Origin of the sequence: Algoriphagus persicinus (assembly GCF_035156415.1) — a bacterium.
Classification (GTDB): Bacteria; Bacteroidota; Bacteroidia; order Cytophagales; family Cyclobacteriaceae; genus Algoriphagus; species Algoriphagus persicinus.
This window is the reverse complement of sequence record NZ_JAYEEY010000007.1, coordinates 100,436-123,254: the sequence shown is the minus strand read 5'-3', so window position 1 is coordinate 123,254 and position 22,819 is coordinate 100,436. Positions and strand designations below refer to the sequence as shown.

Here is a 22,819-nt window from a genome sequence, read left to right as displayed (position 1 = left end):
TCTTGTATTCCATTTCTAATTAAATCTTGAAGACAAGCGTGTTTGCATACAAATCTTGAAAGCAAGTATACTTGTCTTCAGTTTGTCGAGTAACCCTGTAATCCAAAGAGTTTGTATGTTGTTTTTTGTAATCAAACTTTCTTGTATTCGGTCACCTTCACTAAAAAACGTGATCCGCATAAACATCAGAGACTTGTTCTAAAATCTCACAGACATGTTCATAAGTTTCAGCAGTAACCATTTCAGCGCGATACTGTTTGAAATTTGGCATGCCGCGGAAGTAATTCGTGTAGTGCCTTCTCATTTCTAAAATCCCAAGTTTTTGGCCTTTCCACTCCACGGAGAAATCCAGGTGTTTTTTTGCGACGGCAATTCTTTCTTCCAGCCCAGGAGCGGCAAGTTTTTCTCCAGTGGCTAGAAAATGCTTGATCTCATTGAAAATCCACGGGTATCCGATAGATGCCCTACCGATCATCATGCCATCGACGTTGTATTTATTTTTGTATTCCAGCGCCTTCTCTGGCGAATCTATATCTCCGTTTCCGAAGACAGGAATATGTAAACGTGGATTTTCTTTTACTTTGTTCAAGTAACTCCAGTCAGCTTCTCCCTTGTACATCTGCTTACGCGTACGGGCATGAATGCTGATGGCTTGAATTCCCACGTCCTGAAGCCGTTCTGCTACTTCCACGATGCGGATGGTGTCATTGTCCCAACCTAGGCGGGTTTTTACTGTCACGGGGATGTTTACGGCTTTTACGATCTCGGCTGTCATGGAGACCATCTTGTCGATGTCCAAGAGGATTCCAGCGCCGGCGCCTTTGCATGCAACTTTGTTTACAGGACAGCCATAATTGATATCCAAAATATCTGGTCTGGCTTCTTCCACGATAGCTGCTGCCTCACGCATGGAGGCAATTTCATTTCCGAAAATCTGAATCCCAATCGGCTTCTCGTAATCGAAAATATCAAGCTTTGCTATGCTTTTTGCAGCGTCGCGAATCAAGCCTTCTGAGCTGATAAACTCCGTGTACATCAGGTCTGCACCATTTTGTTTGCAGACTGCCCTGAACGGCGGATCACTCACATCTTCCATTGGTGCAAGCAACAATGGGAACTCCCCTAACTCCAAGTTTCCTATCTTAACCACTTCTTATTTTAAATTTGCGCGTAAATTTACCCCAATTATGGAGATATACGAAACTGAAACAGAAATTGCCAAGAGAAAGAGTTGGCTTTTGTCCTTGGTAGTCACTGTTTTAGTGTCTATTGGAATTTTGATCATATTACAAGTAGCCGCCCTTGCTGTGGCGCCATTTCTATTCAATATCTCTATTCAAGAGATTATGGGGCTTATGACGGGTGATTATTCACCTACTAATGGTCGAATGGCCATGTTTTTTGTGCAGGGGATCGGGTCTGGAATTGGATTTTGGGTAGCGGCTTATGTGATCATTCGATCCATAGATAAGGCCGATCTTCATTGGGAGATTCAATTACCAAAATTTACCTTAAAAGGAGCTGGATTGGTTTTGTTGATCACTGTAGGAGGCATGCTCTTCAATGGGTTGCTAGTGTATTGGAATTCACAGTTGGTGCTTCCTGAGTTCTTGTCGGACATGGAGTCTTGGATGAAAGAAATGGAGGGACAGCTAATGGAGCTAACTAAGTTTCTGACGGATTTTCAGTCGATCCCGGAGTTGCTGATGGGGGTTTTGGTCATTGGGGTATTTGCAGGAATAGGAGAAGAAATGTTTTTCAGAGGCCTGATCCAGCCTAAGATGCATTTGTACACCGACAATGGTCACGCTGGAGTATGGGTCACAGCTCTTATTTTTTCAGCGATCCACTTACAGTTTTACGGCTTTCTTCCCAGATTATTTTTGGGAGGCATGTTTGGATACCTTTATTATTATTCAGGAAGCCTCACATACCCTATCTTAGCTCATATAGCAAACAATACAATTACTGTACTGATGGTTTATGCTTCCAATCAAGGAATGATAGATTTTGATATGGAATCTACAGATACAGTATCTTATCCTGCTGCTATCATCGGTTTATTGGTTCTTTTGGCAGGAATCTTTTACTTTAAGAAAATAAATAAGCCCAATGGAGAACTGGAACAAGGTATTTGAAACTCCCATGCAAGTGAGAGCTGAGATAGTCAAAGGAATATTAGAGGAGCATCAAATTCAAGCTGTCATATTGAATAAAAAAGAAACTGTCTATCAGATTTTTGGGAATTATGAGGTGCACGTGCAGAGTGAAAATATGATGTCGGCTAATAACATAATTCAGAATGAGATCACGTTTTAATATTAATAATTACAGTAACCTAGGCCAGAGAGCCATTACCGCATTGTTTGGAGCATTGATCATAGTGGGTGGGTGTATTTATTCTGACTACACTTATTTTCTGGTTTTTGCTGGGATTTTAGGCTTTTCTCAAATGGAGTTTTATAAGCTGAGTGGATTGGACGGGATGCTGCCACTGAGAAGCTTCGGCACCTTTCTCGGATTGATGATATTCTGTCTCACCTTTTTGGTACAGCAGGAGCATCTTTCAGATAAATATTTCTTTTTGATCTTTCCGATTGTCTCCCTTACATTTTTTATAAAACTTTATCGTAAAACTGACAAAAAACCTTTCACTGGCGTTGCATATACTTTTTTAGGACTTTTTTATGTGGCGGTGCCCTTTTCATTACTAAATCTTGCAGTATTTTCAGTAGATGCTACTTATAATTATGAGATCATTATTGGCTGTCTTCTGATCTTATGGGCTAGTGACACAGGAGCCTATTTTGCGGGAACGAAATTTGGAAAGACTAAGTTATTCGAACGAGTTTCCCCAAAGAAGTCTTGGGAAGGCTTTTTGGGCGGAGCTTTTTCAGCAATTGGAGTCGCTTTTATTTTAACTAGGTATTTTCATGTGATCGAAGATTGGAAATGGTTAGTAATTGCCGGGATTATCATTATTGCAGGCACCTATGGAGATCTGATAGAATCGCTTTTCAAGCGATCAATAGAGATCAAGGATTCTGGGAAGGGACTTCCCGGACATGGTGGGTTTATGGATCGTTTTGACGGATTGTTACTTTCGGCTCCATTTATCACTGCCTTTTTGAAAATCTTCTAATTTGAGCCCCTGTTGATTGAAAATCTACTTAATATTATACCGCATTTGAATAACTAAATCAAACCCGAATATGGCTTACATTGAACCGGCTCCGATCAAGGATAAAGAGAATCCTTTGGAGTCAATGATGGAAAGATTCAACATTGCAGCTGAAAAGCTTGGCCTCTCCGATGAGGTGTACAATGTTCTGAAAAATCCAGCCAAACAAGTAATCGTATCCCTTCCTATTACAATGGACAACGGAAAAATCCAAGTCTTTGAAGGTATTCGAGTAATACACTCTAACATTTTGGGCCCTGCAAAAGGCGGTATCCGCTTTGCTCCTGATGTTCGCATCGATGAAGTCCGTGCACTAGCTGCTTGGATGACCTGGAAATGTGCCGTGGTGGACATTCCGTATGGTGGAGGTAAGGGAGGCGTGAGATGTAATCCCAGAGAAATGTCCAAGGGTGAAATCGAGCGTCTTGTCAGAGCGTACACTATGGCAATGATCGATGTCTTTGGTCCAGATAAGGATATACCAGCTCCTGATATGGGGACAGGTCCTAGAGAAATGGCCTGGCTAATGGATGAGTATTCCAAAGCGAAAGGGATGACTGTGAGTTCGGTCGTGACAGGTAAGCCGCTAGTACTTGGGGGCTCTCTGGGGAGAACTGAAGCCACTGGTCGTGGAGTAATGGTGTCTGCTCTGGCAGCCATGCAAAAGCTGAAAATCAATCCTTTTCAGGCCACCTGTGCAGTACAGGGTTTTGGAAATGTAGGATCCTGGGCAGCCAGACTTCTAGAAGAAAGAGGCTTGAAGATTGTAGCAATCTCAGATCACACCGGTGCCTTCTACAATGAGAAAGGGATAAATATCGTAGAAGCTATAGAATATAGAGATACCAACGGGGGTAATCTTGAAGGATTTTTGGGAGGTGAGAAAATGGCCATTGCCAGTGACTTACTTATTTTGGATGTGGATGTACTCGTACCTGCAGCAGTTGAAGATGTGATTACTATTCAGAATGTAAATGATATCAAAGCAAAATTAATTGTAGAAGGTGCAAATGGCCCAACCTCTGCAAAAGCTGATGCTATCATCAACGAAAAGGGAATCATGGCCGTACCGGATATTTTGGCAAATGCTGGAGGAGTGACGGTATCTTATTTCGAATGGGTTCAAAATAGGTTGGGCTACAAATGGACTGCTGACCGCGTAAATCGCCGTTCAGACAGAATCATGAAAGATGCATTTGACACTGTGTATCAAACATCATTGAAGTATGAAGTGCCGATGAGAATAGCCGCTTATATCGTAGCAATAGATAAAGTGGCGAAGACATATACTTACAGAGGAGGATTCTAAGCCTTTTCTCTCGAAAGATTATTTTATCTTTGAGGCGTGGGGATTTCTCCACGCCTTTTAGTTTTGAAGCTTATGACCATACACAGAGAAGGAAGAGTTTTGTTATTTTGGCTGCTGATTATCTTAGTTGCCGGCAATTACCTGATCATCTATTTTATGCCAGATGCCAGAGTGCTATCTAATGTTGCCGTATTAGGCAGTATAGTGCTCTATCTGATTATTCTTCAGTTTTTTAGAAGCCCGATCATCCAATTGCCTTCAGACGAAAGTTTGGTTTATGCTCCCGTGGATGGGAAAGTAGTGGTCATCGAAGAGACTTTCGAAGGAGAATATTTGAAAGAAAATAGAAGACAAGTGTCGATTTTCATGTCTCCCATCAATGTTCATATCACTAGATCTCCGATTAAAGGGATTGTGGAGTTTTTTCAATATCATCCAGGAAAATACCTGGTAGCATGGCACCCAAAGTCAAGCACCGAGAATGAGCGCACAACCATGGTTTTGAAACATGCAAATGGGACTAAATTGCTGGTAAGGCAAATTGCAGGAGCTTTGGCCAGAAGAATCAAGTGGTATGTGAAGCCAGGTTCTGAATTGGTTCAAGGCGGAGAATTCGGTTTTATCAAATTCGGATCAAGAGTGGATGTGTTCCTACCGTTAGATGCAGAAGTTCTTGTTGGGCTGGAAGAGAAAACTAAGGGTGGAAGGACTCCTATTGCGAGATTGAAGTAAAATATAATTGTTGCTTGTAACGTTTCACTTATAGTTTTCGTCATCAGGTTTGTCAACCATAAAATCTTTCTATGAAAACTGCCTTTCCAGTTTTATTTGCTTTCTTTTTATTGAGTCTGGTATCCTGTAGTGAGGAAGAAGATCCAAGACTTCCACTTATCGGAACTTGGGAAAAACGAAGTTATATGGACTCACTGGATATTTGGTTTGTTGATAGTTACCGATTCAAAAATGACAGTGTATTTGACCTTACAGCCACTGTCAGAAAAACAGAATTAGGTGAGGAATTAGGGTATAGAATGACAGCTTCTTCCTGGTATAACTTTGAAGAAAGCACTTTTCAGTATTATTATTCTAATGCGTTGATTTATTTTGGTGGGGGTGAAAATGGGCCTTTTTATGGGCCTAAAGACAAAATGAATCCAGGGGTAGTTGATTTTTTCAGGATACCAAAGGGTAAATTGACTTTTTCCAGCGATATGCGCCAATTTACTTTTCAGGAAGATTGTTGGAAAGTAAACTCAGATACTGACTGTATTGAATTTCCTTCCCAAACCTTTATGAGGGTCGATTAAGCTGTTTTTTTGCTTTTGTAAACCCAATATCCCAAGCTTAAGGTACTGAGGAAAAAAATTGTAGTAGTCCACTCAAATGTTCTTCGTGAGCTGAGCATTTTATCAAGTGATTTGTCTCTTTCCGCAACAGCTCTTTTTAGTGCCTGCACATCCTTTTCTAATCTGAAAGCAATTGCCTTGTAGTCTTCACCTGTCTGAGTGGCAGTGGTAGTTTCTATATCACCGATCATTCTCAGCTCATCCATAATCAGATTGTCCTTTTGTATGATTCGCTCTAGCCATTCATTTGTTTCGATCATGTCTTTTTTGGTGCGGTTACCTAAGATTCCTGATTTTTTACTTTCAGATACTTTCCATTGCTGGGTGAGCGCATCTCGGTCGCTTACCATTTTTTCCAACTTCGCCTGGCCGGCTTCAGTGAATTGTGGTGCAAATAGATTAAGGAACAATAGAACTAATCCGAAGGTCATTTTTCTTGAGTATATAAAGTACGGAACGTTTCCATTTCGGGAAGTTCATTACTGAGTTTACTGCTAATATAATGGAATGCAAAGCTTAGCAGCCCAACAAATTAGCACCATGCTGAAAATTGGGATTTCCCCTGAGTCAATTCTTGTGACTTGACCCAGTGATTTTTGAGCTAGCTGATTTTTCTTTAACTACATCATACTTAGAACTTGTTGTAAACCCCAAACTTCCTTCCTAAGGAAAGCTTTATTTCTTCCAGCCCCTGGTCATTTCTTTTTTGCCGGGAGGTCCGGGTAAAGTTTCTACCTCAAGGCCTAAATCTTTCAAGTCTCTTTTCAGCTGCCCAGTGGCGCAGTAAGTGGTGAATATTCCTCCGGGGTTCAATGATGCACAAACTTTACTGAGTATCTCTTTTTCCCACATTTCGGGCTGTTTGCTTGGGGCAAAAGCATCATAGAAGACGACATCGCAAGGGTAGAGCACTACCTCCTGAAGTGTTGATTTCTCCTTTTTCATGTTGAAGTATTCCGACATGATGAGGCCTTCATTCCAGGCAGCTTTGTGCAATCGCTGTAAATAGGGCTTGTAATGAAAAATAGCATCGTCCATATCTCCATAGTTTAATTGGGAGTAAATATCCTCAGGCAAAGGAAATGGCTCAATGCTGTGATAAAGCACCGGGATCTGATTTTGCTCTGCCCATACCAGTGTCAGCCAAGCATTCAATCCTGTGCCAAAACCTACTTCAAAGATGCGTAGGGGTTTTTTGTTCGGGTTATTCATTACCCAAGAGTCCAGCCCATAGAGCATACATATGTGAATGGATTCTTTGAAAGCTCCACCTAAATTGTGGTAGCTTTCTTTTAACGCTTCATCGTATAGCGAATGTGAACCGTCCTCAGTAGTGATGATTTTTAAATTTCCGCTCATATCGAATAGATTAAAGCAGAACAATATGCCGAAATACCTTCTTGTCTTCCCACAAATCCTAGTTTCTCTGTAGTGGTAGCTTTGATGGAGATATCATTTTCAGATACCTTCATGACTTCAGCAAGGCATTTTTTCATAGTTGGAATGTGTGGATTTACTTTGGGTAGTTGCAGGCAAATGGTAGTATCTAAATTACCCACTTCAAAGCCGGCTTCACGAAGGAGAGCCATTACTTCGGCGAGTAGGATCTTGCTGTCTATTCCCTTGAATTTAGGATCTTGATCGGAAAAATGATATCCGATGTCTCGAAGGTTTGCTGCTCCGAGTAGCGCATCGCAAATCACATGAATCAATACATCTGCATCGGAATGGCCTACTGCACCTTTTTCATATTCTAATTTGATCCCTCCCAACCAGAACTCGTAGCCTTCTTTGAGTTGGTGGACATCGTAGCCGAAACCTATTCTGAATTTGCTCATGCAGGTACAGATTTATAATATAAGACGGAGGAGTTTGCTTCTCGGATCAGGCGGTTGGCCCAAGTCATGATTTCATCTCCTTTTATTTTTGATTTGTTTTCAAATTCCTCGTAATACAGTTCAGGATTACCAAGCTGCGCATAATTTGCAAGACTAATAGCTCGATTGAGTACTTGGATGGATTCGTACGTTTTCATTGCCTCACCTTGGTTTTTTACTTTTTGAAGCGTGTAATCAGAAACTTCAGTAGTCAGAAATTTTGAGACCACTTGATCCAAGGCATTTTCGGCTTCTTCTGCCGATATTCCTGACTCCATTTTCCCGGAGAAAATTAATAGTCCGGGATCTACAGAACCTAAAATATAAGCTCCTACGGCAGCGAATAATTTCCCGTTTTTGACCAAAGTTTGCTCAAGTATGGAAGATTTTCCAAAACCTATGATATCGGTAATTAAATCTGCTTCCAGGTATCCCTCGGCCAATTTTGCCGGCATTTTATAGGCTTTATATAATGCATCGGTAGGCACAGCGGCTTCCACCACTTTGATCTTTTTAGTGTGTTGAGGAGGCTCGATCGGAATCTGTAGATGTGGTTTTGACAGATTCGGAATTGGTTCAAACCATTTTTTAGCCAATCGCTCTACATCTGTCTGTGTCACGGCACCTGCAACCACCAGCACGGCATTGTCAGGTCTATAGTTTGCTTGATAAAAGTCCCAGACATCTTCTTGAGTATAGTTAATAATATCGCCTAGATTCTGACCTATAGTGGGCCAGCGATAGGGATGCGTATCGTACGCCAGATCCCGCAAATGATGGAATACATCGCCATACGGCTGATTGAGGTAGCGCTGTTTGTATTCTTCCATCACCACTTTACGCTGAGTTTCTATGGTTTTCTCACTCAGCGTCAATTGCAGCATGCGGTCTGACTCCAGCCAAAATGCCGTTTCCAGGTTCGCCGCTGGGATGGTGATGTAATAATTGGTGATGTCAGGACTGGTAAATGCATTGCATGCGCCTCCGACACGTTCCAGTTCTCGGTCAAAGACAGGCACATTAGCAGAACCTCCGAACATCAAATGCTCGAAGAAATGCGCAAGGCCGGTTTTGCCGGGTTTTTCATTTCGGGAACCGACTTTATAAAGCAGGTTGAAAACAGCGATTTTGCTGCTGTGATCTTCATGGACGATCACTTCCAGTCCGTTTTCTAGGAAAAATCTTGTGTAGGGTAGCATAATTGTAGCTTGCAAAGCTAAGATAATTGACAATTCTGGCTAATCTGGAAGGCTGATTTTAAATAAACCTTTGGGCTAAAACTTCAGTTTAATCAGGAACTATCCCTTTGATGTAAGCTTTCCTGATTTTTCCGTAAAAAAAACGAACTTTGGAAAGATTACCTAAGTTGATTTCCCAATATAACCTTCAGCTCAAATCCCTTATGATAAAACATTGCGTAGAACTCCACCAAACCGGACAGTTTTCACAATTTTTTTTGGATTATATCGATGGGAAAAAGGAGCTGAAACCTTTTTATACTCATTCTCCCAAATTGGAGAGCTTCAAGCAGGCAATTGAGCAGAAGGCTTTCTCCGAAGAAAATCGTAAAGTTTTATGCGATGCCCTCCGTGGTCAATACGCCAGCCAGAAAGTGAGCGATGCGGTGTCTTCAAACATTGAATCTTTAGCCTCTGAACGTACGTTTACAGTGACTACAGGTCATCAACTGAACCTCTTTACCGGCCCTTTATACTTCATTTATAAAATTGTCTCCACGATTAATCTTGCCAAAAAACTAGCTCAGACTTATCCTGAGTACAAGTTTGTGCCGGTGTACTGGATGGCTACCGAAGATCACGATTTTGACGAGATTAATTACTTTAAGCTTGATGGTAAGAAGTACCAGTGGAATTCAGAGCAGCGGGGTGCAGTCGGAGATTTTGAGTTGAATGAGAGTTTCAAAGAGTTTCTCAAGTCAGTTTCCTTCGCCCCAAAAGTGTTTTTAGAGGCATATTCTTCGTCTAAGACTCTTGCTGAGGCAGTGCGAAAGTATGTTAATTCGCTCTTTGGGGAAGAAGGGTTGCTAGTCGTGGATGGGGATAATTCGAAATTAAAAAGAGAGTTTTCGGAAGTAATTCTTTCCGATTTATTTGAGCATAAGGCTTTTGATAAAGCAACCGAGGCTACTGAGGCCTTGGAAAATCTTGGGTATAGCAGTCAAATTTTTCCCCGAGAAGTTAATTTTTTCTACCTCGATAAGGGTGTTCGCGAGCGAATTGAAAAAACGGAATCTGGTTTTGGCGTGGTAAATACTGAGTTGCGGTACACTGATGAAGAAATGCGAGCACTAGTAGAACAGCATCCTGAGCGATTCAGTCCCAATGTGGTGATGCGTCCATTATATCAGGAAGTAATCCTTCCAAATTTGGCTTATTTAGGTGGTCCGTCTGAGGTGGTTTACTGGCTACAGTTGAAAGGAGTTTTTGAGTATTTTGAGATTCCATTTCCGATGGTATTGCCGCGTAATTTTGCTTTGCTTCTCCCTAAGAAAGCACAAAGGAAAATGGCCCAATTGAATTGGGATACAGAAGATCTATTTGTGGATGTAGCGCATTGGAAAAAGACCTTTGTGAAGGCTGAAGCGAGTATGGATATTGAGTTGACTAAGCAAAAAGAAGTAATTTCTACCTTGTTTGACGCAAAAGGAAAGGAAGCTTCACATTTGGAGAAAAGCCTGGGGAATGCTTTTGAAGCTGGGAAAGTTCGCTCATTAAAGATCATCGATCAGATGGCTAGAAAACTTCGCAAAGCTGAGGAGCGCAGATTGCACACACAGATAGAGCGTGCCGGTTGCATTCAGGAGCAAGTGAAACCTGGGGGCATTCCTCAAGAGCGGGTTGTAAATATGATGCAATTTTACTTGAGCAATCCTGAATTGATCTCTGAGCTTTTGAACAATTTTGATCCCTTGGATTTTAGGATGATGGTATTTGCAAATGAGTCTTGATAAGCAGCAGTTAAGAACTTTTTACAAAGAGCTTCGAGCGGCTTTGTCTGATGAGGAACTTGAGAAAAAGTCATTTCAGATCACTGAGAATGTGAAAGCTTTTTTGGATAAGAGAAAAGAGCTCAAGCATTTCCATTTATTTTTCCCCATCCCACACCACCTCGAGATCAATACTTTTCTAATCAGAGATTATCTGGAGAAAAGAGACGGCCATATTTATACCTCTAGGGTGCAGCATGATTCACTGGCATTACAGACGTTACTTTTGAAGCCAAATACTACGTTTCAGTTAGATAAATGGGGGATTCCCGTCCCGCTAGAATTTAAGTTGGTATCTAATGAATTGATCCAAGTCGTATTTGTCCCACTGCTAGCATTTGATCAAAAAGGAAATAGAATCGGTTTTGGCAAAGGCTATTATGATGTTTTTTTGGCTAACCTAGATTCTTCTGTTTTGAAGGTTGGGTTGAGTTTTTTTGCGGCAGAATTAACTATTCCAACTGAATTGCACGATATAGTTCTTGATTATTGCATTACGCCAGAAAATATTCTTACTTTTTGATCTTCTATTAATAAGTTATTCTATGCGATTTACTCTTTTGGTGGCTGTAGCCACACTATTTCTTGTGTTTTCATCTCCTTTGCAGACAAAGGCTCAGATGAGCGATTATAATACCATGATTGGGGTTACAGGCGGAACCAATATAGGCGGCACAGTTAAGCAATTTATTGCAGCGCAAGGTGCTGTTGATCTTTTGGTCTATAGAAGATGGAAAGGCTGGGTGGCAGCAGTCTTGTATGAGCACCACATGGATATTCGAGAATTCAGGGGGTTAGAGTGGTATTTAGGTGGTGGTGCACATTACGGAATGTGGAAAGATGGAAAGGGTGAGCCTCCTTGGGTGTATAAGATTGATAGGGATTACAATGTCTATGGAATAGATGCGATTATGGGATTGGAATACAATATCAATCAAAGTAATTTTTATGTGGGGCTTTATTGGAAGCCGGCTTATAATTTCAATGAATTCACGAAATTATGGGAAGATGATGCTGCCTTTACGTTAAGGTATTCGTTATAAGATAGGCTAGAGTTAGCAGTTAGATTTTTTAGAATAATGGTCATTTTGTCGCATAGTCAGCGGGTAAATGCATTTTCAGCGTGGATACAACTACTGTCTGCTTAAATGCTAAGTAAACTAAGATTCCGATGGAGCAGTGTGCAGTGGGAATTGATTTAATCGCAACGGCTGATTTATGTAACTGATTATCATTATATTAGCTATCTGTTTTTACATGATGGCTTTTTAATTATATTTTTATGGCATTGACAACAAACTCTCCCGACCCATTAAAACCATTTGAATCTATAGGCCTTTGTTTTAGTGGTGGAGGCTACCGAGCTACTGCTTTTAGTCTTGGCGTGCTAGATTATCTTGACAGAGTTGATTTTGACAAAAAGCCGTTGCTAGAAAATGTCATTGCGATCAGCTCAGTGAGTGGTGGCACTATCACAGCTGCTTTTTTTGCGGTCAGTAATGGCAGAGGTGATTCCTTCAAAACTTTTTACACCAAGCTTTATGCTTTTTTGAAGGAAGATAAGCTGTTGGATGAAGCTACAGGGAAGTTTATGGATACTAAATTTTGGCGCAGCACGACAAGGAGCAGATCCGTCATTAATGGATTTGCACTCACGTATTATGAGAAATTGGTAAGTGAAAGTTTTGATGCCTTAAAGCCAGAGAATCTAAAAGGCCATCTGAAATACATGTGTTTCAATGCGACTGAGTTCACATATGGTTTGGCTTTCAGGTTTCAGAATGTCAATAGGTTTGGCAATTATCAGCTGTCTTGTGATGAACTTCAAGCGGTGCAGGGAGATATTCGGATAGCGGATGCTATTGCCTCATCTTCTTGTTTTCCGGTGGGTTTCGATCCCATGGTATTTCCCAATGATTACCTGGAGAATCATGAAGGTCAGGAATATTTGGACTTAATCAATCAGCCAAATTTCTCCAAGGGTGTAGGCGTAATGGATGGAGGAATCGTAGACAATCAAGGCATAGGAAGTATGGTGAATTTTGATAAAAGTTCTCATGAAGGCTTTCCGTTGGACTTACTTATTGTAAATGATGTAGATGGTTTTGTAATGCCTATCTGGGAGCCGTATCAAGGCGCAGGCACGAAAGGAGGAAAGGAATCACTTTCATCCTACCTAGCTGGGTGGTTAGGGTACTTACAATTGAAGCCTATTTATTGGATAGGACTGTTGGTAGGAATATTGGGATTAATGACTGCTTGTATATTAAGTGTATTTTATGGTAAGACTTGGCCTGTACTTTACAGTGTTTCCTCAGGATTGATTGGCGGGTTTGCCTTATTGACAGGGCTCGGACTTTTGGGAGATTCGATAGTCAAGAAAGTCAAGGGAGAAGTACAGGCTAAAATTCAGGCTATTATACCTCATGCAGTGCTAAATGATGTGGAGAAATTCGCTCAATTAGAAGTAAGTCAGATTAAAAAAATGATTATAAACAGATGGACATCTGCTATGCTGATGATTAATGAAATCTTCCTGAGGCAAATTAGACGATTGAATTTTGATTTACTATATAAGTCCTCTCGGTTTATCGACAGAAGAATTACTTCTACTGTGTACCAATTAAACGGAATGCAAAATACACTTAGTGTCGCGAAGCAGAAGGAGAAAACGGAAGTCATCACAATTACAAAGCGGATCATGGATTCAGCCCTAATCGCTTCTAAGATGCCTACTACACTTTGGTGGGATGCAGAAGATCTAAAAGTGCGGAGACAAGACAACCTTATAGCTTGTGGGCAGTTTACTACTTGCTACAATCTGATAAGGTATATTCAGAATCTGCCAGATGAATATCATAGGGATGAGGTGAATAGGCTCGAACAGGCGCTTTTAGAAGATTGGAAGAAATTTGAAGAAGATCCTTTAGTATTTGTGAGCAAATAATATCCTCGTCTTAGCGTTTCAGATGCTGAGATATGGGATTCGAAATTCAGAAGTTCAATGCAAAACTTGATGGATGCTTTTTTATTGGCTAGTTTAACTTATTGTGTCTTTATTATTTTGTTTGTAGGATTTATACTTTGCATTTTTATTGGAATATATTATACATTCGGAAAGGCAAATAAGCAATTTTTTATTATTGATTTAAGACCTTAGCTTTGGTTCCCTATTAAGGATCAATTATGGATAAGTTTTCTTATATCGCAAACGCTCACGTGACCTACATAGATGAGCTATACACTTCGTACAAGAGTGAACCTGAATCAATCGACCCAAGCTGGAAAGAGTTTTTCGATGGCTTTGACTTTGCCCTGACCAATTACGGTGACGAGGAAAATGCTGCTGCGTCTAATGGTAAAGCTAGCTCTCCTGCCAAAAACGGTGCACTTGCAACCCCCGGCACTATTATGGACATGGAGCAATTACCTAAGGAGATCAAGGTGAGAGCATTGATTCATGCTTATCGCTCCAGAGCTCACCTGAGATCAAAGACCAATCCAGTGAGAGAGCGAAGAGATAGAAAAGCGCTGATCGATCCTCAGGATTTTGGGTTAGGACAGGAGGACATGAATACCGAGTTCCAGGCTGGAAAGGAAATTGGAATAGGGAATGCTAAGTTTTCCAAGATTTTAGAGTCACTGAAATCCATTTACGAAGGATCAGTGGGATTTGAATACCTATACATCCGTGATCCAGAGATGCTGGATTGGTTTAAGACCAAGGTTGAAAAAGAAGCTTTGGCTTTTAGTCCTACCCATGAAGAGAAAAAGAGGATCCTTTCGAAGTTGAACCAAGCGGTGGTATTTGAAAACTTTTTGCATACTAAATATCTTGGGCAAAAGCGATTTTCACTAGAAGGTGGGGAAAGCACCATCCCATTTTTGGATGCAGTGATCAATACCTCCTCCCAGCTAGGAGTGAGGGAAGTAATGATAGGAATGGCTCACCGTGGTCGTTTGAACGTACTGGCAAACATCATGGGCAAAACCTATGAGCAGATTTTCTCTGAATTCGAGGGCACTGCTAAGCCAGATTTGACTATGGGTGATGGCGATGTGAAATATCACATGGGCTATTCCAGCGATATCGTGACACACAGCGAAAACAAGGTCCACCTAAAGCTTGCTCCAAATCCATCACACTTGGAAGCGGTGGATCCGGTGGTTGAAGGTTTCCTTCGTGCCAAAATAGATTCTGAATACAAAGGAGATTACAAAAAAGCACTTCCTATTTTGATACATGGCGACGCTGCCGTAGCCGGACAGGGTATCGTGTATGAAGTCACTCAGATGGAGGATCTAAAAGGATACAATACAGGTGGCACGATACATTTTGTGATCAATAACCAAGTTGGTTTTACGACTGATTTCGATGATGCTCGTTCCTCTATTTACTGTACAGATGTAGCTAAAATCATCGATGCACCCGTTATTCACGTGAATGGTGATAATGCTGAGTCTGTGGTTTTCGCAGCTAAACTTGCAGCAGAATTCAGACAGAAGTTCAACCGAGATATTTTCGTAGATATGGTCTGTTACAGACGCCATGGACATAATGAATCTGACGAACCAAAATTCACACAGCCAGAACTTTATAATATTATTTCCAAGCACCCGAATCCACGTGAGATCTATGTAAAGCGCTTGACCGAGCGTGGAGATGTGGAGGCTAAATTGGCTTCTCAAATGGACGAGGAGTTCAGGCAGCTCCTTCAAGACCGATTGAACTTGGTGAAAGAAAAGCCACTTCCTTACCAGGCTACTCGCTTCGAAGAGGAGTGGAGCAGCCTGAGAAGATCAAAGCCGGAAGATTTTGACCAATCTCCAGAAACTGGAATTAGCCAAGATTTGATTGAAAAAGTAGCTGAGGCACTTACTATCATTCCTAAAGGGTTTAAGCCGCTTAAGCAAATTGAAGCTCAGTTGAAGCAGCGCAAGGACATGTTCTTCCAGTCAAAAATATTGAACTGGGCAGCAGCTGAATTGCTTGCTTACGGTTCTTTGACGTTGGAAGGAAAGACAGTGCGACTTACAGGTCAAGATGTGCAGAGAGGTACATTTTCTCACCGTCACGCTGTACTTCATGATGCCAATACCAATAAGGCCTACAATTCACTGAAGGAAATGAAGGATAGAAAAGGAGAGTTTTATATCTACAATTCCCTACTTTCTGAATATGCTGTGCTTGGTTTTGAATATGGATATGCCATGGCTAACCCTCATTCACTTACGATTTGGGAAGCACAATTTGGAGATTTTGCAAATGGTGCTCAAACGATGATTGATCAGTTTATTTCTTCGGGCGAATCAAAATGGCAGAAAATGAACGGATTGGTGATGCTGCTTCCCCATGGCTACGAAGGCCAGGGGCCAGAGCATTCCAATGCTCGTCCAGAGCGCTTTTTGCAGCTTTCGGCCGAATACAATATGATCGTGGCAAACATCACGGAACCTTCCAACTTCTTTCATTTATTGAGAAGACAACTCGCATGGGAATTCAGAAAGCCATGTATTGTAATGTCACCAAAGTCTCTTTTGAGACATCCAAAAGTTGTTTCTCCCCTTGCTGAGTTTACCTCAGGTACGTTCAGAGAAGTGCTTCCAGACACTACCGTGAATGCTAAAGAGGTGAAGCGAGTGGTGCTTTGCTCTGGCAAAATATTTTACGATCTTGATGAGGCGAGAGAAAAGGAGAAAGTGAAAGATGTAGCTATCGTAAGAATCGAACAACTTCACCCCCTCCCAAAAAAGCAAATGCTTGATGTGCTCGCTGTTTATCCAGAGGCTGAAATTGTATGGGTTCAGGAAGAACCGTCTAATATGGGTTACTGGAATTATATTTTGAGATTGCTTCACAAGGAATTACCAATGGAGGTAATTGCTCGGAAAGCTAGTGCTTCTCCTGCGACTGGATACAATAAAGTTCACGTAGAGGAGCAAAAGAATATTGTCGCTCAAGCCCTTAAATTGAAATAATTACTGCTCCTTTTATAAAGACATCCAAAATAATCATATCATTTTGTTCCTCTCTTTTTGAGTATAACAGAGAAAAAAGAAAAACTTATGAGCAAAGAAATTAAAGTTCCGGCTGTAGGTGAATCCATCACGGAAGTTACCATCGGCCAATGGTTTAAAAAAGACGGAGATGAGGTTCAAATGGACGAGGTCCTGTGTGAATTGGAATCCGATAAAGCTACTTTTGAGCTGCCCGCAGAAGCTTCAGGAGTGCTAAGCATCAAAGCCCAAGAAGGTGATGTACTGGAAATAGGAGCTGTGATCTGCGAAATTGACGAAACAGGAACACCGGCTAAAGCATCGGATGATAAGCCTAAGGAGGAATCAGGTAAAGGCAAAGAAGAAACCAAATCATCTGGGGCAAAAACAACCGGAGAGGTGAAAGAAATGGTGGTGCCTACTGTAGGTGAATCTATCACTGAAGTGACTTTGGCCAATTGGCTAAAAAGTGACGGGGATTATGTGAAGTTGGATGAGATAATCGCTGAAGTCGATTCGGACAAAGCAACTTTTGAATTGCCGGCTGAGGCATCTGGAATTCTGCGCCATGTAGCTAAAGAAGGCGATGTGCTTGAGATTGGTGGAATGATATGTAAGATCGAAGTGACTGAAGGCGAGCCGGCCGAGGCTGCTTCTTCCGAATCATCAGCTGCGCCAGCTTCGGCTACTGATGCAGGAAATACCAACTATGCCACGGGACACGCATCTCCGGCAGCTTCAAAGATTCTAGCAGAAAAAGGCGTTTCCCCTGAGTCTGTAAAAGGAACCGGGAAAGACGGTAGAATCACCAAAGAAGACGCCCAGTCGGCTCAAAAACAGGCTTCTGGAACAACAAAATCTGAAAGCAAATCAGCTGAAGCTGCTGCACCAGCTCCAGTTGCCGGCTCTAGAAATGAGCGCAGAGAGAAAATGTCCTCGTTGAGAAAAACTGTTGCAAGAAGATTGGTGTCTGTGAAAAATGAGACAGCAATGCTCACCACATTCAATGAAGTGAACATGAAGCCGATCATGGATTTGAGATCCAAATTCAAAGAGCAATTCAAAGAGAAGCATGGTGTAGGACTTGGGTTTATGTCTTTCTTTACCAAAGCTGTTTGCGTAGCACTTCAGGAATGGCCTTCTGTAAATGCCAAGATTGATGGGAACGAAATGGTTTTCAATGATTTCTGCGATATCTCTATCGCCGTATCTGCACCAAAAGGCTTGGTGGTGCCGGTGATCAGAAATGCAGAGACATTGAGCTTTGACCAAATAGAAAAGGAAGTTGTTAGACTTGCCGGCAAGGCCAGGGACAATAAACTTTCTATCGAGGAAATGACCGGAGGAACATTCACCTTGACTAACGGTGGAATCTTCGGCTCCATGATGTCCACCCCTATCATAAATGCTCCTCAGTCTGCAATTTTGGGAATGCACAACATAGTGCAGCGCCCAATGGCTGTTAACGGTGAAGTAGTCATTCTTCCGATGATGTACTTAGCGCTTTCTTATGACCACCGTATCATCGATGGTCGTGAATCAGTAAGCTTCCTTGTACGGGTAAAAGAATTGCTTGAAGACCCGACCAGATTGTTGTTTGGAGTGTAATTATCGTCCTAAGTATAGAGTACCAAGTACAAAGTGTAGACACATAGGTAATCTAGTGGTTATGGATTAAATTGGAGGTTAAATTTTTAATCCAAATCAAATTCCTATGAATCGTTTCAAAGAATTACTTGTTTGGCAAAAAGCCATCGATTTAGCTGTTGAATTTTACCATATCACCAAGAAATTACCGAAAGAAGAACGGTACGGTTTGATAAGCCAGATCAACAGAAGTGTTATTTCAATTCCATCTAATATTGCAGAAGGTGCTGGGAGAAACACAAACAAAGAATTTAATAATTTCTTGGGAATAGCCCAAGGATCCTCTTTTGAATTAGATACCCAGCTGATTATCTCTAATCGCCTGAATTTTATATCGAAAGACGAATATCAAAAAGTAGAATTACAGCTTGAGCATATTCAGAATATGATAGCGAAGCTTAAGAAAAGTCTAAATGTTTAATTTCCGGCTACTTTGTACTTTGTACTTAGTACCTGGTACAAAGACAAAAAAATGTACGACGTTATAGTTATTGGTTCTGGGCCAGGTGGTTATGTTGCAGCGATTCGCTGTGCACAACTTGGGCTGAAAACGGCCATTGTTGAGAAATATCCCACGCTTGGAGGGACTTGCCTGAATGTAGGTTGTATTCCTTCCAAAGCCCTTTTAGATTCATCTGAGCATTACCATAATGCTGCGCATACCTTCGATACTCATGGAATAAAGTTGAGCAATTTGAAAGTAGATCTAAAGCAGATGATCACGAGAAAGGACGATGTAGTAAAGCAAAACACAGATGGTATTCAGTACCTGATGAAGAAGAATAAAATTGATGTGCTGCTAGGAGTGGGTTCCTTCGTGGATAAAACCACCGTGAAAGTCACCAAGGATGACGGTACTACTTCAGATATTCAAGGCAAAAACATCATTATTGCCACTGGATCTAAGCCATCATCTTTGCCATTTATTAAACTGGACAAAGATCGGGTGATTACATCTACGGAAGCTTTGAACCTAAAAGAAATCCCTAAGCATCTGGTCGTAATCGGCGGTGGTGTAATCGGCTTGGAATTAGGTTCTGTATATGCCAGATTGGGAGCCAAAGTATCTGTAATTGAATTCATGGATTCTCTTATCCCCACCATGGATCGCACCATGGGCAAAGAACTTCAGAAGTCCTTGAAAAAGATAGGCTTTGAGTTCTACCTGAAGCATAAAGTGACTGCTGTAGCAAGCAAAGGGAAAGAGGTGACAGTCAACGCAGAAAATGAAAAAGGTGAAACGATCGAAGTGAAAGGCGATTATGTCTTGGTTTCTATCGGTAGAAAACCATATACGGATGGCTTGAATGCTGAGGCTGCGGGTGTGAAAATCACCGAAAAAGGCCAAGTCGAAGTCAATGATCATTTGCAAACCACTGTGCCAAATATCTACGCAATCGGTGATGTAGTGAAAGGTGCTATGCTTGCTCACAAAGCGGAGGAGGAAGGCGTTTTTGTAGCTGAAACTATCTTGGGTCAAAAGCCACATATCAATTATAACTTAATTCCAGGTGTAATATATACTTGGCCTGAGGTAGCGGCTGTCGGTTTTACCGAAGAACAATTGAAGGAAAAGGGTATAAAATACAAAACCGGTAAATTCCCTTTCCTGGCTTCAGGACGTGCGAGGGCTTCTATGGATACCGATGGATTGGTGAAGGTGCTGGCAGATGCTGAGACTGACGAGATCCTTGGCGTACACATGATAGGCCCAAGAACGGCTGATATGATTGCTGAGGCAGTGGTGGCTATGGAATATAGAGCATCAGCTGAGGATATCTCCAGAATGTCACATGCGCACCCGACTTATACGGAAGCTTTCAAAGAAGCCTGTCTGGCAGCTACAGATAATAGAGCGCTACATATTTAAGCACAATAATATAGTTGTTGAAAAAGCCATTCGGAGAGATTCGAGTGGCTTTTTATATAATACGTTCTAATTATTAAGAAAATAATAATTAAGTTGAGGTTGGTTAAAAATACCATAACCTCTGAATGGTTAGAGGGGATTAAAAAAGTAAATACTTATGAGCTACATGGATTGGCCTAGCAAAAAAGAGCGATTAGGCGCATTATTTTTAGATCCGAAGAACCCTAGATTACCCAAAAGATCTGATCCTTACTTGCAAAATGAAATCATAGAAGAATTGGTAAATCATAGCAATGTTAAAGAGATAGCTTCTTCAATTTCCGAAGATGGATATTCTCCTTTAGAACAGATGATTGCTCATCAAAATGAAGCAGATGGTAAAAAATATGTTTTAGAAGGTAACAGAAGATTAACTGCATGTAAGCTTCTTCGAAACCCAAATCTTGCACCAGAAGAGCATCAAGCCTATTTTAAAAAGCTAGCTAAGAAGGTTGATCCTAATGAGATAAGCAAGCTTCAAGTACTCTTTGCACCAGATCGAGATTCAGCCTTGAAAATGATTGTAAGGAAACATACTAAAAAAACTGTTAAAGAATGGGAGCCAATAATGAAAGCCCACTTCTATGTTCAGCCTTTAGAAGATGGTTTGACAGTTAAAGAAGCAGCAGAAAGACTAGGAGTAACTGAGGGAGATATTAAAGATGCTCGCTACTTATTACAACTTTATGAAGCTGCAAAAAAAATAGAATTAGAGGATGAAGTAAAAAAGATAGTTCACAATGAATACACTTTTAGCTTATCCACCTTTGATCGTGTTGTAAGTAAGCCTTCGGGTAAAACATTCTTGGGTGTGCAACAAGATACGGAAGGAAATATTGTCGTTGATATTGAAAGCTCCGAATTCAAAAAAGGATTAAAAAGAATTGTTACTGACATTGCAACAAGTAAAGAAACTTCAAGAACACTCAACAAAGTAGAAGACATTGACAAATATTTTGGTGAGCGTATTGGTAACGATGATAGACCCAACTTAAGTAAAAAGAAAGAAGGCCAATCAATTGCAGATATTTTTGAAAAGGAAGAAATAGTGGATGAGCCTGAAGAACAAACTCCTTCACCGTTGCCAAAACCCACACCATTAACTAGAAAACCTACAGGTTTATTCTTCAAAAGTTCCTTGAATTGTGAATTGGATAATCAGAAAATCAAGGATATAATCATTGAGTTAACAACGCTTAGCCCTAGGAAATATCCGAATTCGTCAGCTATGATTATCCGAATGCTGTTAGAATTAAGTACATATGAGTATTTAGATAGCATAGGGGAATTGCAAGTTTGGAGAGGTGAATTAGAGGCAAAAGGGAAGCCAAAAAAAGAACTCAAAGAATGGATGCCTCAAATGTCTGAAATGTTGAATCGAATTATGGTCAAGAAACTTTTAGATGACCCGGCCATGTTGAGAAACTTAGGTTTAATTATGCGCGAAGACAGCACAAAACCAATCCTTCGTTCTATGAATCAATTTGTACATAATAGCAAGTGGCACCCTAACGAAGAAAAGCTTAGAAACATATGGAAGGACATCGAACCTTACCTAAAGAAAATATTACTAAAATCAGTCAAAGAAGATGAATCATAGTCATTACAGCCCACTTCGTTATCCAGGTGGAAAGCAATCATTAGCTCCATTCTTCTCAGAACTAATTGAGTTAAACGACTTAGAAGGTGGTAGTTATATTGAACCCTTTGCTGGCGGTGCAGGAGCAGCTTTAAACCTTCTCATGAATGAAAAGGTTTACAAGATCGTTTTGAACGATATTGACCACCATTTGTATTGTTTTTGGAAATCAATTTTACGAGAGACAGATACATTTATTTATAAAATTGAGAATACCTCAGTCAATATAGAGGAATACTATCTACAAAAGGAAATTATTAATGGAGATATAAAGCAGTACAGTGTCCTAGAAAAAGGTTTTGCAGCTTTTTATATGAATCGCTGTAATCGTTCAGGAATACTTCGGGCAGGTCCGATTGGAGGAAGAGAACAAAAAGGAGAATGGAAAGTAGACGCTCGGTTTAATAAGAGAGACTTAATTGAAAGAATCCAGTTAATAGCGGATTATGAAGAGCGAATAGAAATATTCAATCTAGACGCAATAACTTTTCTTGAAAAATACATAACCCACTTACCATTAAAAGCGGAAAAAGTACTTGTCTACTTAGATCCCCCTTACTATAAGAAAGGAAACGATCTTTATCGGCATGCTTTCAAAAAGAATGACCACATTAACTTTGCTGATTATTTTAGAAGACTTGAAAGTTTTAGGTGGTTAATATCTTATGATGACAGTGATTTTATACGAGAACTTTTTGAAAGTAGCAACCAAAGTTTTTTGAAATTTAACTACTTCGCAAATAAAGCCAAAGTTGGACGTGAATTAATGATATTTAGTGATGATTGTCTTTTGCCAGATCGGTACAAAATTAAAGAAAGTAGGCAGATGGAAGAAGGAATTGCTGTAAACTCTAAAAAGTGAGCTATATATTCTCCAGGCTTTCTTTATGTTTTTTGTCACGTTAGT

General features: G+C 40.7%; 21 protein-coding genes. 16 read left to right on the top strand and 5 right to left on the bottom strand.

The genetic code is table 11. From position 1 onward, the window contains the following. Window positions 1–160 precede the first annotated feature (160 nt). Window positions 161–1,150 carry a tRNA dihydrouridine synthase DusB gene (gene dusB, locus U3A58_RS07500; protein WP_323822790.1) on the bottom strand — a complete coding sequence of 330 codons (990 nt, stop codon included), beginning with the start codon at window positions 1,148–1,150 and terminating at the stop codon, window positions 161–163. A 37-nt stretch (window positions 1,151–1,187) separates the two neighbouring features. Here dusB and U3A58_RS07495 point away from each other — a divergent pair, with 37 nt between their 5' ends. From U3A58_RS07495 to U3A58_RS07470, 6 genes are all read left to right on the top strand, one after another. Continuing rightward, window positions 1,188–2,138, top strand: coding sequence for a CPBP family intramembrane glutamic endopeptidase (locus U3A58_RS07495; RefSeq protein WP_323822789.1), 951 nt, complete (start codon window positions 1,188–1,190; stop codon window positions 2,136–2,138). Next, on the top strand, window positions 2,113–2,319 hold the full coding sequence (locus U3A58_RS07490) for a putative signal transducing protein (RefSeq protein WP_323822788.1): 207 nt from the start codon (window positions 2,113–2,115) through the stop codon (window positions 2,317–2,319). The genes U3A58_RS07495 and U3A58_RS07490 overlap by 26 nt, the downstream gene beginning before the upstream one ends. Further along, window positions 2,303–3,142 carry a phosphatidate cytidylyltransferase gene (locus tag U3A58_RS07485; RefSeq protein ID WP_323822787.1) on the top strand — a complete coding sequence of 280 codons (840 nt, stop codon included), beginning with the start codon at window positions 2,303–2,305 and terminating at the stop codon, window positions 3,140–3,142. Before U3A58_RS07490 ends, U3A58_RS07485 begins: the two co-directional genes overlap by 17 nt. A 70-nt stretch (window positions 3,143–3,212) precedes the next feature. Then, window positions 3,213–4,490: a Glu/Leu/Phe/Val family dehydrogenase gene (locus U3A58_RS07480; RefSeq protein ID WP_323822786.1), complete on the top strand. Its 1,278-nt coding sequence runs from the start codon at window positions 3,213–3,215 to the stop codon at window positions 4,488–4,490. 72 nt (window positions 4,491–4,562) lie between these two features. After that, on the top strand, window positions 4,563–5,222 hold the full coding sequence (locus U3A58_RS07475; protein WP_323822785.1) for a phosphatidylserine decarboxylase family protein: 660 nt from the start codon (window positions 4,563–4,565) through the stop codon (window positions 5,220–5,222). 71 nt (window positions 5,223–5,293) lie between these two features. Then, complete coding sequence (locus tag U3A58_RS07470) at window positions 5,294–5,797, top strand: hypothetical protein (RefSeq protein ID WP_323822784.1); 504 nt, start codon at window positions 5,294–5,296, stop codon at window positions 5,795–5,797. Here U3A58_RS07470 and U3A58_RS07465 read toward each other — a convergent pair. The 4 genes from U3A58_RS07465 to U3A58_RS07450 form a co-directional block, all read right to left on the bottom strand. Next, entirely contained in the window at window positions 5,794–6,267 is a 474-nt protein-coding gene (locus U3A58_RS07465; RefSeq protein WP_323822783.1) for a Clp protease ClpB, read from the bottom strand. The two genes, U3A58_RS07470 and U3A58_RS07465, sit on opposite strands and share 4 nt — an antisense overlap. A gap of 244 nt (window positions 6,268–6,511) precedes the next feature. Continuing rightward, complete coding sequence (gene mnmC2 / locus U3A58_RS07460) at window positions 6,512–7,195, bottom strand: tRNA (5-methylaminomethyl-2-thiouridine)(34)-methyltransferase MnmC2 (RefSeq protein WP_323822782.1); 684 nt, start codon at window positions 7,193–7,195, stop codon at window positions 6,512–6,514. Further along, a complete protein-coding gene (gene ispF, locus U3A58_RS07455; RefSeq protein ID WP_323822781.1) occupies window positions 7,192–7,674 on the bottom strand; it encodes a 2-C-methyl-D-erythritol 2,4-cyclodiphosphate synthase in 483 nt (160 codons plus the stop codon). Before ispF ends, mnmC2 begins: the two co-directional genes overlap by 4 nt. Beyond that, window positions 7,671–8,912, bottom strand: coding sequence for a M16 family metallopeptidase (locus U3A58_RS07450; RefSeq protein ID WP_323822780.1), 1,242 nt, complete (start codon window positions 8,910–8,912; stop codon window positions 7,671–7,673). Before U3A58_RS07450 ends, ispF begins: the two co-directional genes overlap by 4 nt. A 203-nt stretch (window positions 8,913–9,115) precedes the next feature. Between U3A58_RS07450 and bshC the strand changes: the two genes are divergently transcribed. From bshC to U3A58_RS07400, 10 genes are all read left to right on the top strand, one after another. Beyond that, window positions 9,116–10,681, top strand: coding sequence for a bacillithiol biosynthesis cysteine-adding enzyme BshC (bshC, locus tag U3A58_RS07445; protein ID WP_323822779.1), 1,566 nt, complete (start codon window positions 9,116–9,118; stop codon window positions 10,679–10,681). After that, on the top strand, window positions 10,671–11,243 hold the full coding sequence (locus tag U3A58_RS07440; protein ID WP_323822778.1) for a 5-formyltetrahydrofolate cyclo-ligase: 573 nt from the start codon (window positions 10,671–10,673) through the stop codon (window positions 11,241–11,243). The genes bshC and U3A58_RS07440 overlap by 11 nt, the downstream gene beginning before the upstream one ends. A gap of 22 nt (window positions 11,244–11,265) precedes the next feature. Next, complete coding sequence (locus U3A58_RS07435; protein ID WP_323822777.1) at window positions 11,266–11,763, top strand: hypothetical protein; 498 nt, start codon at window positions 11,266–11,268, stop codon at window positions 11,761–11,763. A 239-nt stretch (window positions 11,764–12,002) separates the two neighbouring features. Beyond that, window positions 12,003–13,667: a patatin-like phospholipase family protein gene (locus U3A58_RS07430; RefSeq protein ID WP_323822776.1), complete on the top strand. Its 1,665-nt coding sequence runs from the start codon at window positions 12,003–12,005 to the stop codon at window positions 13,665–13,667. A gap of 239 nt (window positions 13,668–13,906) precedes the next feature. Continuing rightward, complete coding sequence (locus tag U3A58_RS07425) at window positions 13,907–16,699, top strand: 2-oxoglutarate dehydrogenase E1 component (RefSeq protein WP_323822775.1); 2,793 nt, start codon at window positions 13,907–13,909, stop codon at window positions 16,697–16,699. A gap of 87 nt (window positions 16,700–16,786) precedes the next feature. After that, entirely contained in the window at window positions 16,787–18,325 is a 1,539-nt protein-coding gene (gene odhB / locus U3A58_RS07420) for a 2-oxoglutarate dehydrogenase complex dihydrolipoyllysine-residue succinyltransferase (RefSeq protein ID WP_323822774.1), read from the top strand. A 106-nt stretch (window positions 18,326–18,431) separates the two neighbouring features. Continuing rightward, entirely contained in the window at window positions 18,432–18,785 is a 354-nt protein-coding gene (locus U3A58_RS07415) for a four helix bundle protein (protein WP_323822773.1), read from the top strand. Window positions 18,786–18,836: 51 nt separating this feature from the next. Continuing rightward, window positions 18,837–20,234, top strand: a complete 1,398-nt coding sequence (gene lpdA / locus U3A58_RS07410) for a dihydrolipoyl dehydrogenase (protein WP_323822772.1) — start codon at window positions 18,837–18,839, stop codon at window positions 20,232–20,234. A 157-nt stretch (window positions 20,235–20,391) separates the two neighbouring features. Continuing rightward, window positions 20,392–21,873 carry a hypothetical protein gene (locus tag U3A58_RS07405; protein ID WP_323822771.1) on the top strand — a complete coding sequence of 494 codons (1,482 nt, stop codon included), beginning with the start codon at window positions 20,392–20,394 and terminating at the stop codon, window positions 21,871–21,873. Continuing rightward, window positions 21,863–22,774, top strand: a complete 912-nt coding sequence (locus U3A58_RS07400) for a DNA adenine methylase (protein WP_323822770.1) — start codon at window positions 21,863–21,865, stop codon at window positions 22,772–22,774. Before U3A58_RS07405 ends, U3A58_RS07400 begins: the two co-directional genes overlap by 11 nt. The last annotated feature ends 45 nt before the right edge of the window (window positions 22,775–22,819 follow it).